At 60.1% G+C, this 14924-nt stretch carries 14 protein-coding genes; 7 read left to right on the top strand and 7 right to left on the bottom strand.

Translation table 11 applies throughout. The annotated features are described in order from the left end of the window. Nucleotides 1-55 precede the first annotated feature (55 nt). Entirely contained in the window at nucleotides 56-1018 is a 963-nt protein-coding gene (locus tag BCY88_RS00610; RefSeq protein ID WP_120342337.1) for a substrate-binding domain-containing protein, read from the top strand. 28 nt (nucleotides 1019-1046) lie between these two features. Here the strand turns inward: BCY88_RS00610 and BCY88_RS00605 are convergent, their stop codons facing one another. Next, entirely contained in the window at nucleotides 1047-1274 is a 228-nt protein-coding gene (locus tag BCY88_RS00605; RefSeq protein ID WP_120342336.1) for a hypothetical protein, read from the bottom strand. Nucleotides 1275-2051: 777 nt separating this feature from the next. On the opposite strand from BCY88_RS00605, the gene mgtA reads away from it, so the two are divergent. Together mgtA and BCY88_RS00595 are read left to right on the top strand one after the other, a co-directional pair. Continuing rightward, a complete protein-coding gene (gene mgtA, locus BCY88_RS00600; RefSeq protein ID WP_120342335.1) occupies nucleotides 2052-4808 on the top strand; it encodes a magnesium-translocating P-type ATPase in 2757 nt (918 codons plus the stop codon). An 83-nt stretch (nucleotides 4809-4891) separates the two neighbouring features. Then, entirely contained in the window at nucleotides 4892-6004 is a 1113-nt protein-coding gene (locus BCY88_RS00595) for a porin (RefSeq protein WP_120342334.1), read from the top strand. Between the two features lie 55 nt (nucleotides 6005-6059). On the opposite strand, the gene BCY88_RS00590 is transcribed toward BCY88_RS00595, so the two are convergent. From BCY88_RS00590 to BCY88_RS00580, 3 genes are all read right to left on the bottom strand, one after another. Beyond that, entirely contained in the window at nucleotides 6060-7373 is a 1314-nt protein-coding gene (locus BCY88_RS00590) for an SUMF1/EgtB/PvdO family nonheme iron enzyme (protein WP_120342333.1), read from the bottom strand. A gap of 131 nt (nucleotides 7374-7504) precedes the next feature. Further along, nucleotides 7505-8161 carry a helix-turn-helix domain-containing protein gene (locus tag BCY88_RS00585; RefSeq protein ID WP_120342752.1) on the bottom strand — a complete coding sequence of 219 codons (657 nt, stop codon included), beginning with the start codon at nucleotides 8159-8161 and terminating at the stop codon, nucleotides 7505-7507. A gap of 367 nt (nucleotides 8162-8528) precedes the next feature. Next, a complete protein-coding gene (locus BCY88_RS00580) occupies nucleotides 8529-8996 on the bottom strand; it encodes a universal stress protein (RefSeq protein ID WP_120342332.1) in 468 nt (155 codons plus the stop codon). A gap of 289 nt (nucleotides 8997-9285) precedes the next feature. On the opposite strand from BCY88_RS00580, the gene BCY88_RS00575 reads away from it, so the two are divergent. Beyond that, on the top strand, nucleotides 9286-9975 hold the full coding sequence (locus BCY88_RS00575) for a FadR/GntR family transcriptional regulator (protein WP_120342331.1): 690 nt from the start codon (nucleotides 9286-9288) through the stop codon (nucleotides 9973-9975). A 124-nt stretch (nucleotides 9976-10099) separates the two neighbouring features. On the opposite strand, the gene BCY88_RS00570 is transcribed toward BCY88_RS00575, so the two are convergent. Further along, nucleotides 10100-10693, bottom strand: coding sequence for an acyl-homoserine-lactone synthase (locus tag BCY88_RS00570; RefSeq protein WP_093637295.1), 594 nt, complete (start codon nucleotides 10691-10693; stop codon nucleotides 10100-10102). Between the two features lie 154 nt (nucleotides 10694-10847). Between BCY88_RS00570 and BCY88_RS00565 the strand changes: the two genes are divergently transcribed. Then, nucleotides 10848-11165: a helix-turn-helix domain-containing protein gene (locus BCY88_RS00565; RefSeq protein ID WP_120342330.1), complete on the top strand. Its 318-nt coding sequence runs from the start codon at nucleotides 10848-10850 to the stop codon at nucleotides 11163-11165. Here the strand turns inward: BCY88_RS00565 and BCY88_RS00560 are convergent. Next, nucleotides 11149-11853 carry a helix-turn-helix transcriptional regulator gene (locus BCY88_RS00560; RefSeq protein WP_120342329.1) on the bottom strand — a complete coding sequence of 235 codons (705 nt, stop codon included), beginning with the start codon at nucleotides 11851-11853 and terminating at the stop codon, nucleotides 11149-11151. The two genes, BCY88_RS00565 and BCY88_RS00560, sit on opposite strands and share 17 nt — an antisense overlap. Before the next feature lie 653 nt (nucleotides 11854-12506). Between BCY88_RS00560 and BCY88_RS00555 the strand changes: the two genes are divergently transcribed. Beyond that, entirely contained in the window at nucleotides 12507-13451 is a 945-nt protein-coding gene (locus BCY88_RS00555; RefSeq protein WP_120342328.1) for an SMP-30/gluconolactonase/LRE family protein, read from the top strand. Nucleotides 13452-13515: 64 nt separating this feature from the next. On the opposite strand, the gene BCY88_RS39735 is transcribed toward BCY88_RS00555, so the two are convergent. Beyond that, a complete protein-coding gene (locus tag BCY88_RS39735; protein WP_183081227.1) occupies nucleotides 13516-13656 on the bottom strand; it encodes a hypothetical protein in 141 nt (46 codons plus the stop codon). A 68-nt stretch (nucleotides 13657-13724) separates the two neighbouring features. Here BCY88_RS39735 and BCY88_RS00550 point away from each other — a divergent pair, with 68 nt between their 5' ends. Then, complete coding sequence (locus tag BCY88_RS00550; RefSeq protein ID WP_120342327.1) at nucleotides 13725-14894, top strand: extracellular solute-binding protein; 1170 nt, start codon at nucleotides 13725-13727, stop codon at nucleotides 14892-14894. Nucleotides 14895-14924: the final 30 nt, after the last annotated feature.

Raw genomic sequence — 14924 nt, 5'->3', positions numbered from 1 at the left:
TTGTGGGCGAACGTGGTGCAAGCAATCGTGCGTGTAGCCCAAGGAGAGAAATTCAATGACGCAGAGGATGCGCCGCCGCGTGCTGGTTGCCGCCACACTGGCCGCGGCAGGCCTGACAGGTACGGCTCGTGTCGATGCAATGCAGGGCGGCAAGCTGAAGATCGCCCTCGTGTTGAAGTCGATGTCCGATCCGTTCACGGTGGCGATGGTGAACGCTGCGCAGAACTATCAGAAGCACTATGCATCGCAGTTCGGCTTGACCATGCTGGGAACCGCAACGGAAGGCGACACCGCCGCACAGATCCGAATGGTGGACGAACTGATCAAAGCCAGGATGGACGCCATTGTCCTCGCGCCCACTGACTCGAAGGCGCTGACAGCGGTCGTGGCGCGGGGGATCAAAGCCGGCATCATCATGGTCACTATCGACAACCCGCTCGACGACGCGTCGCAGGATGCGGCCCACATCCGCGTGCCTTTCGTCGGCCCGAATAACCGCAAAGGCGCGAAGCAGGTGGGCGATTATCTTGCTGAGCGGCTCAAGGCGGGCGATCAGGTCGGGATCATCGAAGGGAGTTCCGACGATCGCAATGCGCAGCAACGTACAGCCGGCAGCAAAGACGCAATGACGGCGGCCGGCATGCAGATCGTCGCCATACAGTCCGGCGACTGGGACTATGGGAAGGGACGGGACGTCGCGTCGAAGATGTTGGGCGACTATCCGCAGATCCGTGCGCTGATGTGTGGAAACGACAATATGGCCATGGGCGCGGTGGATGCCATTCGTGATGCGGGGAGAACCGGCGGCGTTTATGTCACCGGGTATAACGACGGCGATGCGATCAAACCATTGCTCGCCGACGGCCGCGTGCTGGCGACGATGAATCAGTTTGCGGATCGCCAGGCTGTGTTCGGCGTGGACGTGGCGTTGAAGGCGGTTACCGAAAAGAGAAAGCAAAGCGAACTGTCGCCGGTGATTGAAACGCCGTTGCAACTGGTGACCGGCGTGAGTCACTGAGGGCAGCGGTGCTGGTCCCGGTATCCATTCAGCCGGTCATCAAGCTAAGGATGCCGAATGATATGCCGATCATCGATTTGTATCCGTAGCTCGGCATCGCGATTTGCACAGTACGCCGTAAGCATTCGTTCACCGGCAGCGCCACTCGGCGACAGAGCGTTTGAAGCCGCACTTTTCCGGCTCCATTTTTTCCGGCCAACAGGCATTTCAAAATGACGTTTTCCGGGTTGACATCGACTGGCACGACTATTACCATTCGTCCGTTCTCATTAAGGGGCTAATGCCTTGGACAGTAGCAGTAGTCGATCTTCGAAAAGTTTGTCTGCCTGACCGACAGGACGCCCGCCTCTTTTAGCCGCCGTCCCGCCAGCAGGCAGGATGGTGCGCGCCGTAGTTTCGCAATACTTCCCACGCACCTTATTTAGTACCGCGTCGACGCGCGTGATTTCGCTCGTCCGCTTGAAGGACGTCATGAGCCTGACTCGCGACGGTGATTGCTCACGCCTGCGCAATTCGCGTAGCGCGTGGTTGAAAAGACATGCTCGTGCAGACAGCGCGAGAAAGGAGAACTCATGCCCGACAGTGACTCTTGCCCCTTACACGATTCAAGCTTTCTTTCCGCCTGAAGGAAGTCCACACCGTTCCTCGCCTTTCTCTCCTTGAGCTTTGGCGTCGTGGTGCCGGCCTTCCAGCCGGTGCACCTGAACGACCTCCGGGCAACTGCCCGGACGGAGGAACATCATGCATTTCGCTCTTCTCGTACCCGAGTTGCCTCGCATTCGTGAGGCTCGCACGCACCACGACTCACCGCTGACGCCGCGTATCCACGAACACAAAACGCCAACGGCTATTGCCCGCTGGTGGACTGGGTTCTGGAGCCGCGCGCGCTGACGTCGCTTCGTGCCGGATAGCGATCCGGCACGTGCCAGTGCCTGCTCCGTCGTACTCCGGGGCCAGGTCACTCAGCCATAGAAAATCACCTTGAAAAAAGAAGTGCCGCGGCGGCCAGTGGTCGCCCGACACGGGGAAAACTATGTCCAAGCATTCTTACCGTTCTCACCCGTCCCCGCGTAAGCAGCGGGGATTTATCACCACGTCCACTGCTAACGAGCGCAAGCATTCCGCGCGCATCGTCACTGAGGCCAACAACAGTATCAACACCACGCTGCTGCATACGCAAAGCTCGCTGGATGGCCTTGTCGAGACCGACGCTGAGGAGCGTTTGCATCAGAATGGGCCGAATGAAGTCGCACATGACAAGCCACCTCATGTCCTTGTGCAGTTGCTGCTGGCCTTCAAGAATCCGTTCGTGATCGTACTGCTCGTACTCGCGGGGATCAGTTACCTGACCGATGTTTACTTCGCCGCTCCGGACGATCGCGACTGGACCGGCATCAGCATTCTGCTCACCATGGTGACGGTCAGCAGTCTGCTGCGATTTTTCCAGGAATACCGCTCGAGCAAAGCGGCTGAGCGACTCAAATCCATGGTGCGTACGACGGCAACCGTTGTGCGCCGCGCATCGCAATCGGGGAAGCCCGAAAAGCGCGAAATTGCGATGTCCAATCTGGTTGTCGGCGATATCGTCAGCCTGCAGGCCGGCGACATGATTCCCGCCGATATCCGCCTCGTCCAGTCACGCGATCTGTTCATCAGTCAGGCGGCACTTACCGGCGAAGCGCTGCCGGTCGAAAAGTACGACACGCTTGGCGCCGTCATGGAGAAATCGGCGGATGCCGGTTCGGGTGGCCAGGCCGATCCGCTCGAGTTGGCCAACATCTGTTTCATGGGTACGAATGTTGTGAGCGGTACGGCGACCGCGGTTGTGGTCGCCACGGGAGCCGACACGTACTTTGGCGCACTCGCGCAGAACGTGACCAGCCGCAAGCGGATCGAAACCAGTTTCGATCGCGGCGTGAGCAGCGTGTCGTGGCTGCTGATCCGTTTCATGCTGGTCATGGTGCCGGTCGTATTCATGATCAACGGCCTCACAAAGGGCGACTGGCTTTCCGCGCTGACGTTCGCGCTTGCGGTCGCGGTGGGCTTGACTCCCGAAATGCTGCCCATGATCGTATCGGCCAACCTGGCGAAAGGGGCGGTTGCGATGGCGCGCCGCAAGGTTGTGGTCAAGCGTCTGAATTCCGTGCAGAACTTCGGGGCAATGGATGTGCTGTGTACCGACAAGACCGGCACACTCACGCAGGACAAGATCATCCTTGAACATCACCTCGATATTCATGGTGACAAGGACCCACACATCCTGGAGCTCGCCTGGCTCAACAGTTTTCATCAGAGCGGACAAAAGAATCTGATCGATATTGCGGTCGTCAATCATGCTAACGATGCGGGCACCGCTGCGAAACTGACTCATTACTCGAAGGTCGACGAACTCCCCTTCGATTTTGTCCGGCGGCGTTTGTCGGTGATCGTCGGGCGCGCTAGCGGCGCTCAACTGATGGTGTCGAAGGGTGCGGTCGAGGAAATGCTGATGGTTTCCACGCACATTCAGGACGGCGACGCGATTCGCGAGCTGGGTGCGAAGGAGCGCGAAAACCTGATCGCGCGTTCGCAGGAATACAACGAGGACGGCTACCGGGTACTGGTTGTCGCCACGCGCGAGATACCTCAGACACAGGCAAAACTGCAGTACCGGACGTCGGACGAGGCAAGGCTGGTGGTGCGCGGTTTCCTGACGTTCCTCGATCCGCCGAAGGATTCCGCGGCGCCTGCGATTCGCGCACTGCACGAAAACGGCGTTGCCGTGAAGGTGCTCACGGGAGACAACCCGATCGTCGCGTCGAAGGTTTGCCGGGATGTGGGTCTCGACCCAGGCACGCCGCTTCTCGGGCGCGATATCGAGCACATGGATGACGACCGGCTCGGCGAAGTGGTCGAACGCACGACGGTGTTCGCGAAGCTCGCGCCGCTACAGAAGGCACGTGTCGTGAAGGCGTTGCAGGCGAATGGCCACACGGTGGGTTTTCTCGGCGACGGCATCAATGATGCTCCTGCGCTACGGGACGCCGACGTCGGGATTTCGGTTGATAGCGGTGCGGACATTGCCAAGGAGACCGCCGACATCATCCTGCTGGAGAAGAGCCTGATGGTGCTGGAGGAGGGGGTGATCAAGGGCCGTGAGACCTTCGGCAATATCCTCAAGTATCTGAACATGACAGCGAGTTCGAACTTCGGCAACGTGTTCTCGGTGCTGGTGGCGAGCGCATTCCTGCCGTGGGAACCGATGCTTGCAATGCAGTTGCTGATCCAGAACCTGATCTACGACCTGTCCCAGATGTTCCTGCCCTGGGACAAGATGGACCCCGAATTCCTGAAGAAGCCGCGTAAATGGGAAGCGGGCAACATTGGACGCTTCATGGTCTGGCTTGGGCCGACGTCGTCGGTGTTCGATATTACGACCTACATCCTGATGTGGACCGTGTTCGGCGCGGGTGCGTTGTATCACGCTCACGGTGGCAACGGCGGCCAGATCATCATGAACTCGGGCTGGTTCGTCGAAGGTCTCGTGTCCCAGACACTCGTCGTACACATGCTGCGTACGCAAAAGATTCCGTTCCTGCAGAGCACGGCCGCATTGCCCGTGTTGCTGTCGACCTTTACGGCGATCGCGGTCGGCTGCTGGCTGCCGTTCTCGCCGCTGGCTGACACGCTCGGTTTCACCGCACTGGCGCCCAGCTACTGGGCCTGGTTCATCGCCACCATGGTGGGTTACATGATGCTCACCCAGATCGTCAAGACGGTCTACATCCGCCGCTATGGGCGGTGGTACTGAGCCATTTGCCTGTGTTGTCGCTGGCGGGAGCCAGCGACAAATCACCCTTCGTTTAACTAATCAATTTTAAAAAGGTTTCCCACATGTCGAACAACAAAAACAATCCATTTTTCCGTGCCTCGATCTGCGCAGCAGTGCTTACGTTTGTAAGCGGGTATGCGCAGGCGCAAAGCAGCGTAACGCTGTACGGTGAAATTGATGCAGGTCTCGCGTATTTGAGCAACGTGGGCGGCCATGCGCAATACCAGGCCACCTCGGGACTGATCGATGGGAGCTACTGGGGCTTGCAGGGTTCAGAAGACCTCGGTGGCGGTACCAAGGCGATTTTCCGTCTGGAACATGGGTTCTCGACGCAGACAGGCGCGGCGCTCAACGATCACCCCTACTATGTCGGTCTGGGAAACGACACGTACGGCACGGTCACCCTGGGCCACCAGTACGATTCAATCCATGACTATTTCGCGCCGTTCACGCTGACGGGCGCCAACGGCGGGACTGCATTTGCCCACCCGTTTGACAATGACAATGCCAACAACTCATACCTCGCCCGTAATTCGGTCAAATATGCGAGCCCGACACTCGGCGGTTTGAGTTTCGGCGGCATGTATGCGTTTTCAAATGGTGCCGGCCAGTTCGCGAACAACCGCGCGTACAGCCTGGGTGCGAACTACCAGAATGGAGCGTTCAACGCCGGCGCGGCGTGGCTGCATGTCAACGGCCGGGGCAACACGGCGGGCGGCGCGTATGACGCGGTCGGCCTGCCGGGTGTCAATCACGACGTGTTCCAGGCGAACGTGCAGACGCAGAATACCTATGGCGTGGGGGCCAGCTATGCGATTGGCCAGTTCACGTTAGGCGCGGCGTGGTCGCGTTCGACGTATAGCGGCGTGAGCAACGCTGATTCCGGAGCGGCCGCGCCGTCGGTGGGGTTCAGCAACTATGAGGTGAACGGTGTGTATCAGTTGACGCCCACCGTGTCGCTGGCCGGCATGTACACATACACGAAGGGCTCGGGTGCGCATTGGAATCAGGGCGCGCTGCAGGCTGACTACCAACTCTCGAAGCGTACCGACACGTATGTCGAGACGCTCTACCAGGGTGCGTCCGCGGGCGCACCTGCGGTCATTAACACGCCTGCGCCGTCGACGGGTAGCAACCAGTTGCTGATTGCGGCAGGGATCCGGCATCGGTTCTGATGAGTAGACGGATGGGCGACCGGGACGCCGGCACGAGGTCCCGGCGATAGTATGCTCAACCCTTGACGCATCGGAACCCCGCATACACATGCTGATAGTGCGCTTGAAACCAGTTGCGGAAAGCCGGCCGCAACATGCACTGCGCGGTGCGCGCCGAGCCGCCCTTGAGCACATAGTGCTGTCCGTCGAAAAAGTTCGCGGAGTAGCCCGGATAGAATGGAAACGCCTCAAACCCCGGCAGGGCGTCGAACACCGTGGAGGTCCACTCCCAGCCATTGCCGAATTGGCCTTCTACGCCGAATGCGCTGACGTTGTCGGGATACGCATCGACCGGCTGCGGATTCCAGCTGCGAAAATCGAAATTGCCTGACGCCGCGTGCGGCGCGCCATGTGCCGCGCGTTGCCACTGTGCTTCGCTGGGCAGCGCCTTGCCGGCCCAGCGCGCGTAGGCACTCGCCTCGGCGTGACTCACATAAACCGGCCAGTCGAGCGGCAGCGGCACTTCGTCGAACATTGTGCGCAGCATCCATGCGCCGTCCTGATCGCCTCCGGTTCGTTGCGACCAGCCGGCGGGGTGCTCGATATGTTCTGCTTCCTTCCAGGCCCAGTCTGCGGCGCTCCACCACTTCGATTCCCGATAGCCGCCTGCCTCGATGAATGCACGAAATGCGCCGTTCGTCACCATGTGGCGATCGATCTCGAACTCCGGCACGTCGACGCGTATTTCGCCGAACTCATTGTCCCAACCGAAACGCCCACTCTCACGCGTCATGCCGAGCACCGTTGGGCCCGCAGGCACGCTGACCATCGAGGATAACGCCTCACCTGGTTCCGAACGGCTCAGCGCCGTTTCGTGCAATGGGGCGATCTTTTGTGCAAGCGGCAACTGATGCAGCATGTACGCAAGCGTTTCAGCATGCATCAGGCGATGTTCGATCGCGACGTTCAGCAACTGCTCGGCCGTGCCCGCTTGCGCACGGTGGCGCTCGACACCCGCTGAGTCGCTCAGTGCAGCGAGCTCGCGGTCGATCTGCTCGCGGGCGCGCAATCCGTAACCGCGTACGGCTTCGAGCGATGGCCAGTCACGGGGTTGATCGGTCGGAAAGCCGCCGTCGACGGGATCGATCCCGAACGCGAATAGCTGGTCGAGGTGCGGATCGAACGCCGGCAGATCGCACAGGCGCTGATCGAAAAGATTACGATCGAAAGCTTCCAGATGGCCGATATAAAACACAATCCGGTGGCGCTCGCGGATCGGCCGGTCATACAGAAATTCGGGTTTGACGATGGAAAACAGCGCGTCGGTCACTTGACGCGCTTCGATCAGGCGCTGGACAAGCGGGTGATGCGGGGCGGGGTCGCGATTCATTTCGCCAGGTCTCCTTGCGGGGGACGGACTAAAGACTGTACCCGCTCGCAGGAGCCATGCCAAGGCGAATGCGCGTCAAAAAGCAGATGGACGCGGAGGTGGCGGCGCGGGCCGGGCCCCGCGCCTGTGGCTTACACTTTCTGCAAGCCTTCCAGGTCGACGATCCTGATGTGTTTGCCTTGTGTGTCGATCAGACCGCGCTTTTGAAATCTTGACAGGGTACGGCTCACGGTTTCGAGCGTCATGCCCAGATAGCTGCCCATGTCTTCGCGTGTCATGCGCAAGTTGAATTCCGCCGACGAATAGCCGCGCTGCGCATTGCGTTCCGACACGTCGAGCAGAAATGCCGCCACGCGTTCGTCCGCTGAAAGTGAGCCGAGCACCATCATCTGCCCAGCTTCGCGGACGATCTGTTCGCCCAGCAGCTTGTGCAGGCGTTCCTGCATGGAGCTGATTTCGCGGCACAGGGACTTGAGGGCAGGGTAGGGCACGATACAAACGGTGCTGTCTTCAAGCGCGACGGCGCTGCATGCGTGCATGTCTTCGCTAATGCCGTCGAGGCCGAGTGCTTCGCCGGCGAGGCGCAGCCCGGTGACCTGTTCGCGGCCGTCACGGTGCGCCATGACGGTTTTCATGGAACCGGAACGGACCGCGTAAATGTTGTCGAAACGATCGCCGCTGCGATAGAGCGCTTCACCGCGCCGCACCGAGCGCGCGGTGCAGATGAGCGCTTCGAGTTTGGTGAGTTCGTCAGGCGAGAGCCCTTGTGGCATGCAGAGCGCCCGCATCGAACAGCTCGAGCAGCGCGCGGCGGTGCGCGCTGTTGCCCGAGTCGGCGCGGCACGACGGAGGCCACCCGCCGGCGACGAAATCACAGTGGAATCGGCAGCGCCGGCCGAGTGAGTCATAGCGGTAGGAGTAAGCATGGTTTGCAGCCGTTTGTAAGGGTGATAACTGATTGTCCCACCGCCCATGCCCCCCGTTTAGCGACAAAATGACGCGTTCGCGCAGTTAGTCCTCTTGAGCGATATCACCCTTGCGTTGCTGCTTGTGGTTTTGGACTGCTATGTAGTCCGCTCTAGTTTTTGAGATGGTGCGCTACATGTGCTGCCGCGTGAGGCACCACATGCAGATGCACAGCGCGCCGCTACGCGTTCAGGTGCCTTCACCGGTCTTGCCTGCCGCGGACGGAATCAGCAGAACGGGCAAGGTTGCCTGGCGCACGCAGCGCTCGGCGACGCTGCCGAGAATCAGACGCTGAAAACCACGGCGGCCATGCGTGCCCATCACCAGCAAATCGGCGTTGAAGTCTGCAGCAGCTTTCAGTACAACCACCGAAACGTCGTCGAGCGAGGACGCTTCGCTTACGGCGAGCTCACCCTTGACGCCTTGCGCGGCCATGGCCGCGGCGAACTCCGCGCCGAGTTCCTTGCCCTCTTCAACCAGGCGGTTACGCAGCACGGAAGGGTCGTAGCCGGGCGCTTCGAAATACATCGGCGTGTTTTCGACGACGTAGAACGGCTGCATGACGGCACCGGTGGATTTTGCGAGCGCGAGTGCTGCTTCGAACGCACGGCGCGAGGTGTGGCTGCCGTCGACCGCTACAAGGATGCGTGTGTACATATCGACTCCGCGTCTAAGGATTCGGATGCCGCGGCCATACAACTGGCCGGGCTCATTGACGATTGGATTACTGATGCGAGCTTAAATGATCGCTGAAAAAGATGTATTGAGACAGGATGTAAATCAAACTTTTGTCAAATTTTGAGATGGTGATGCTTCGCGCGATGAGCACCGCGCAGTGCGCGTTTGCGGCATTCCTGTCGAGCCAAAGCGCATATATCAAATCAAGATAGGGCCAGGTTTGCCTTACAATCGGAACCTATTCAGACAAGCTGCTTCAGCACCGCTGATGAACGAGCGCAAAACAACGGGTTTGCCCGACAAGATCTACGGCGACATCCTGAATCGCATCCTTGAAGGCGAGTACAAGGAAGGCGAGCGGCTGCCTACCGAGCATGCGCTGGCCGAACGCTTTGCGACTTCACGGCCGACCGTGCGCGAGGCGCTCGCGCGCTTGCGGGCGGACGGGATCATCATGACGCGGCACGGCTCAGGCACCACGGTTGCGCGGCGGCCGGATCCGGATGTGCGCCGCTTCGCGCCGCTCGAAACGCTGTCCGACATCCGCCGCTGCTATGAATTTCGCATCGTGACCGAGGCGGGCGCGGCTGGGCAGGCGGCGCTCAAGGCCGACTCCGACGACATTGCCGCAATCCAGCATGCGTGGGACCAGTTGGAGCGCATCGTGGAAACCCGGGGAATTGGTGCGCAGGACGATTTCATGTTCCATCTGGCGGTGGCGCGCGCCTCGAAGAACCCGTTTTTCATCACGGTCATGTCGTTTATCGAAGAACAGATTCTGTTCAGCATGAACCTGTCACGCAATCTGTCGCTCGTGAAGACGGTGGAGCGCCAGCGGCTCGTGCAGGACGAGCATCTGGCCGTGCTCGAGGCGATCCGCCGCAAGGACAGTCCCGCTGCAGCAAGGGCGATGCGCACGCATCTCGAGAATGCGCTCGACCGGATGTTCGGCTCCTGATGTCCCGCGCGTCTCCCCCAGCGGGCCGCAACTAACAGATAACCGCTGCTCCTCCGTCGCGCCAGGGCAACACCGGCTGGTCAGGCACGCAACCGCGAGCCGGCGCCAATGCCGCGTCCAGCCGTCAGGCGGCAGCAGCCATTGGCCCGAACAGGGCGGTGCGGGTTTTCGGACTAACCGCAATATCGAGCGCCACGGCCCGTTCCACGCCGATCTGCAGAGGGGACCCGAGCCGGCTGATGTCGATGCCCGTCTTGCGCAGCAGCCGTTCGATCGGTGTGGTGGTCACGGTGACGTAACGTGTGATGCCCATCCGGTCGGCGAACGTCACCAGTTCGTGAATCGCCTGCATGGTCAGGTCCGCAAAACCGAACGACTGCTCCTCGCCGCTGGTTTCGATCGCGAACCGGCTCAGCTCCCAGATATGCCGTCCGACCGGGGCGTCCGCGCCATGCAGCAATTGCGGGAAAGTGTCCTTCAGCATGTTCGGCCCTTCGGTGGGCATCAGGCGCCAACAGCCCCGCACATGCCGATCATCGCCCTGAATCAGCATGTAGTGCGGCCCCAGGGCGTCGTAGCCGTCAATCTCCATGCCCGCAATGGTCGGGATGTCCCATCCGAGCCTCCCGTGGAACACCCGGGCTCGCAGGCGATACATCTCGTTGATGTCCGCATTGTCAAATTCTTGCCGCATTCCAATCCGAATCGCTGTTTGCATGACGTTCTCCTGAACGTGTTGGGGTACCCAATACGCAAGAAAACTTATGCATTTTGAATCGTTCTGCCACCTACCTACCTGGATAGGTGTGGATGCTTATCGGATAACGCAGAATTCGAGACAAGCAGCAGTACTCAACCGACCGGACCGAAAAATGGAACTTCTCGACAATCACTGGCAGGTGCAACCCTCCGTCCAAAGCCGCCCGGCGGAGCCTTCATCGGTGGTAGATCGGGTTCTGATCATTGCCTACCGCAAGAAGAAAAAAGAGAGCCAACGCCGCTTCTGGGCACGCTTTGGCGTGACGCAGTCGCGTGGCAGCCGGTTCGAATCGGGCGCTGAAATCCCCGCGCCCGTATCGATCCTGCTGGGCCTTTATTTCACCAAGACCGTTTCGGACGCGGATCTTGGCCGGGCCGAACGGGTCCTGTACAGCCGCGACGCTGCCGCTTTGCTCAACCCGGGTCAATAAGCCCCAGCTGCGCGGCGATTACGGCCGCCGCGCGCCGCGAATTCACACCGAATTTCGTCCTGATGTTCTTCATGTGGAAGTTCACCACGGCTTCCGAACAGTTCAGGATATGGGAGATTTCCCACGTGGATTTGCCGCGGGCGGTCCATTTCAGGCACTCGCGTTCGCGAGGCGTGAGCTTGGGCAATAAACTCTGAGTGTGCGTATTCAAATGGCGCTGACTGGTATCGATCACCAGATCGCGCAATAACACCAGATTCGGCAACGCAACATTGACATGACGCCAGAATGCGTCGCTCGGATTGCTGTCGTTGACGAAGCACATCATGCCGGCTTCCTGGTTCGGTCCATGAATCGGCAAAGTCACGCCGGCGCGCAGGCCGTGCGCGCGGGCTTCCTCATACATCGACTGTTGCTGGGCCGTGGTGAAAATGTCCGGCGACCAGATCAGCGGCGTGGCGCGCGTTGCGCAATGCGAGACTGTCGGGTCGATGTGGACGAGTCCCTGCTCGTCGTACGTGCGCCGCCACGTGGGGGAGTAGGTGCTCCTCACATAGGCGTCTTCAAGGCGAATGGTGGGGCGCGGCAACATGGCGATCAGCAGCTTGTCGAAACCCCACGTTTCAGCAAGGCCCGCGATCGCACCGAACCATTCCGCTTCATCCGCGGCGTTCAGTAGTGGCGCCATTTCCTCGATAAAATGTAGCGACAATTTGTGTTCTCTCGGACTCGCAAACGTCCCGTTGCGGTGAATTGCGGTGCGGTGATCCGCCCGGCTGTTTTTATCTTCACAATCTATCACCAAAATTATCCCGCGAGCCAGGGGCGATTTCTAAAGAAACGCCACCCGCGCGGGGTCTGTAAAGAGGCGAACGAATTACTCTTTATAACGGATTTCTTTGGCCCGATTAACATTCACGGGTCGAAAAAGTGGGTAATTTTCTCGTAGTGTCGTTTTTGATGCTTTTGATTGACAACATTATTGTCAAACCACTCTGGGTAACGTTTAGCCGGAATCCCACGCCAAACGACTCTGATTTCCAGATCGTCAATTTCCGTTTAGCCCACCGTTATTCACCCATGTACGCGCTGCCGCGCTATTGTCTTACAAAAGCGCCGCGCTGGCTTTGCCAACTTCGCTAACTTCGTCTGCTTCGTGTCGGTTTCATATCGGCTTCGGGTCGAGGTTACGCAATGCCGCTCACATTCAGGTTGTTTGACGACATTGCGACGCTGGTGTTAGCTTGAACATCCAGTAGGGTCGCGGCCCCGCGTGCGGCGTGCACGAGGCCCCGCGCATCGGTTGCTTTTCTATCAACTTCCATCATCCAAAGCCCAAGCATGACCGACATCAGCCGACGCTATCCCGATCCCTCCATCCGCCTGCTCGATCCGCGCTTCAAATCGCTGATCCTTGCGTCTGCTTCCGTCGAGTGTCTGTATCAGGGCGCGCGCTGGTCGGAGGGACCCGTCTGGTTCGGCGATGGCCGTTATCTGCTGTGGAGCGACATTCCCAACGACCGCATCCTGCGCTGGGATGAAACGAACGGCGCCGTGACCACGTTTCGCCAGTCGTCGAACAATGCGAACGGCCACACGCGCGATCGCCTGGGGCGCCTCGTCAGCTGTGAACACCTCACGCGGCGCGTCACGCGCACCGAGTATGACGGTTCGATTACCGTGCTCGCCGACCGCTATCGCGGCAAGCGCTTCAATTCGCCGAATGACGTGATCGTGAAGTCGGACGGTTCGATCTGGTTCAGCGATCCGACCTTCGGTATCGACAGTTTTTATGAGGGCGAGCGCCAGGAATCGGAGTTGCCGGCGTGCGTGTACCGCATCGACGGCCAAACTGGCGAGGTGACCATGGTCGCCGACGACGTGCTGGGTCCGAACGGTCTCGCATTCTCGCCGGATGAGTCGTTGCTGTACGTCGTCGAATCGCGTGGCGAGCCGCGCAAGATCCGTGCGTTCGACGTCGAAACTGGTCGCGATGGCGCTGTGCTGTCGAATAACCGCGTGCTGATCGACGCCGGCGCGGGCACGCCGGACGGCTTTCGCGTCGACACGCACGGCAATCTCTGGTGCGGCTGGGGCATGGGTACCGACGAACTCGACGGCGTGCGCGTTTTCACGCCGCAAGGCGAGCCGATCGGCCATATCGCGTTGCCGGAGCGCTGCGCGAACGTGTGCTTCGGCGGACGCCATCGCAACCGCTTGTTCATGGCGGCAAGTCACGGCCTGTACTCGCTCTACGTGAACACGCAGGGTGTGCAGGGCGGATGAGTGCGCGCCGCTTGATGCGCTATGCAACTTCACGTTGCCTGACAACTCGTTGATCGACCGAGGGTCAAACTCCGGGTTTGCCCTTGGATAAATCACGCAAACCATTGAGCCACAAGGGTTCCTTGCCGGAATAACCAGATTGACGGGCAAAGCGCCGTGGCGAGTATTTGCTTGACATCGGCAGTTCCGCTTCGCTATGTTCCATGGGTAGAAAGACACCGCCAGCAGCACATCTGGCCGGCGGACTTCCATACCAAGAAGCGAGGAGACGCAATGACTGTTTCAGGCAGGGTGGCGCTCAGGCTGGTGTCCGCAAGTCTCCTGGCAATTGCCGCATTTGCATCTGTCGCGCACGCGGCCGATCCGGTAACGCTCAATATCGTCGACGTGGCCGGCGATCTTCAACTCACGCAGAAGGGCTTCGAGGCCTTCAAGGCGAAGTATCCGAATCTCGTCGCCAATCTCACGTTCACCAATGCACCCGCGCCGCAGTTGCCCGGCAAGATCAAGGCAATGCAGGCTGCCGGCCGCTCCGATATCGATCTCGTGCTGACTGGCACCGACGCGTTGGCCGCGGGTATCGAACAGAATCTCTGGATGAAGCTCTTGCCGGACAATGCGGCGGCTTTCCCCGGCGTGCTCGACAAGTACGCGCCTGGCCCACGCAAGATGCAGGATCTCGCACAGGGCTTCGGTCTCGAAGTTGCGTATATGCCGGCGGGTCCGTTAATCGAATACAACCCCGCCAAAGTCAGCGATCCTCCCAAAACACCTGAACAACTCCTGCAATGGTGCAAGGCGCATCCGGACAAGCTGATCTACGCGCGGCCGGCGAACTCCGGTCCAGGCCGCACGTTCCTGATGGGTTTGCCTTACGTGCTCGGCGACAAGGATCCGCAGGACCCGGTTCACGGCTGGGACAAGACATGGGCCTTCCTCAAGCAGCTGAACGATTGCATTCCTTACTATCCGGGCGGCACGTCGGCGGTGATGAAGGAGCTGGGTGAAGGCTCACGCGACATGACCGTTACCGTGACGGGCTGGGACATCAATCCGCGTGCGCTCGGCATCGTGCCGGCGGAATTCCGCGTGCAGGCATTCGACAACATGACGTGGGTGAACGACGCGCACTACATGGTGATTCCGAAGGGCGTGCCGAAGGAAAAGCTCGACGTGCTCTACAAGTTGATGAACTTCATGCTCGAACCCGCGCAGCAGGCCATGACCTATGACGACGGTTATTTCTACCCCGGACCGGCGATCAAGGGTGTGAGCGTCGAGCAGGCGCCCGCACACAGCCAGGACGTGCTGAAGAAGTATGGCCGGCCGGAGTACGCGAAACTGCTGGCCGAGCGTCCGCATGTTGTGCCGCTCAGCGCCACCGCGATGGTCGCGGCTTTCAGGAAATGGGACAGCGATATCGGCGCGCAGAAGAGCCGGTAGGCAGCGCGCGGCAGGCGGCGCGTGAGCACG

Origin of the sequence: Paraburkholderia fungorum (genome assembly GCF_003610895.1) — a bacterium.
Classification (GTDB): domain Bacteria; phylum Pseudomonadota; class Gammaproteobacteria; order Burkholderiales; family Burkholderiaceae; genus Paraburkholderia; species Paraburkholderia fungorum_B.
This window is presented reverse-complemented; position numbering and strand designations above follow the sequence as displayed.

Excerpts from the sequence above, each read along its gene's own strand:
- BCY88_RS00570 (WP_093637295.1), bottom strand. The coding sequence starts at position 10,693 with ATGCAAACAGCGATTCGGATTGGAATGCGGCAAGAATTTGACAATGCG.
- BCY88_RS00595 (WP_120342334.1), top strand. The coding sequence starts at position 4,892 with ATGTCGAACAACAAAAACAATCCATTTTTCCGTGCCTCGATCTGCGCA.
- BCY88_RS00560 (WP_120342329.1), bottom strand. The coding sequence starts at position 11,853 with ATGGCGCCACTACTGAACGCCGCGGATGAAGCGGAATGGTTCGGTGCG.
- BCY88_RS00550 (WP_120342327.1), top strand. The coding sequence starts at position 13,725 with ATGACTGTTTCAGGCAGGGTGGCGCTCAGGCTGGTGTCCGCAAGTCTC.
- BCY88_RS39735 (WP_183081227.1), bottom strand. The coding sequence starts at position 13,656 with ATGGAACATAGCGAAGCGGAACTGCCGATGTCAAGCAAATACTCGCCA.
- BCY88_RS00585 (WP_120342752.1), bottom strand. The coding sequence starts at position 8,161 with ATGCGGGCGCTCTGCATGCCACAAGGGCTCTCGCCTGACGAACTCACC.
- BCY88_RS00565 (WP_120342330.1), top strand. The coding sequence starts at position 10,848 with ATGGAACTTCTCGACAATCACTGGCAGGTGCAACCCTCCGTCCAAAGC.
- BCY88_RS00555 (WP_120342328.1), top strand. The coding sequence starts at position 12,507 with ATGACCGACATCAGCCGACGCTATCCCGATCCCTCCATCCGCCTGCTC.
- BCY88_RS00580 (WP_120342332.1), bottom strand. The coding sequence starts at position 8,996 with ATGTACACACGCATCCTTGTAGCGGTCGACGGCAGCCACACCTCGCGC.
- BCY88_RS00605 (WP_120342336.1), bottom strand. The coding sequence starts at position 1,274 with ATGGTAATAGTCGTGCCAGTCGATGTCAACCCGGAAAACGTCATTTTG.
- mgtA (WP_120342335.1), top strand. The coding sequence starts at position 2,052 with ATGTCCAAGCATTCTTACCGTTCTCACCCGTCCCCGCGTAAGCAGCGG.
- BCY88_RS00590 (WP_120342333.1), bottom strand. The coding sequence starts at position 7,373 with ATGAATCGCGACCCCGCCCCGCATCACCCGCTTGTCCAGCGCCTGATC.
- BCY88_RS00610 (WP_120342337.1), top strand. The coding sequence starts at position 56 with ATGACGCAGAGGATGCGCCGCCGCGTGCTGGTTGCCGCCACACTGGCC.
- BCY88_RS00575 (WP_120342331.1), top strand. The coding sequence starts at position 9,286 with ATGAACGAGCGCAAAACAACGGGTTTGCCCGACAAGATCTACGGCGAC.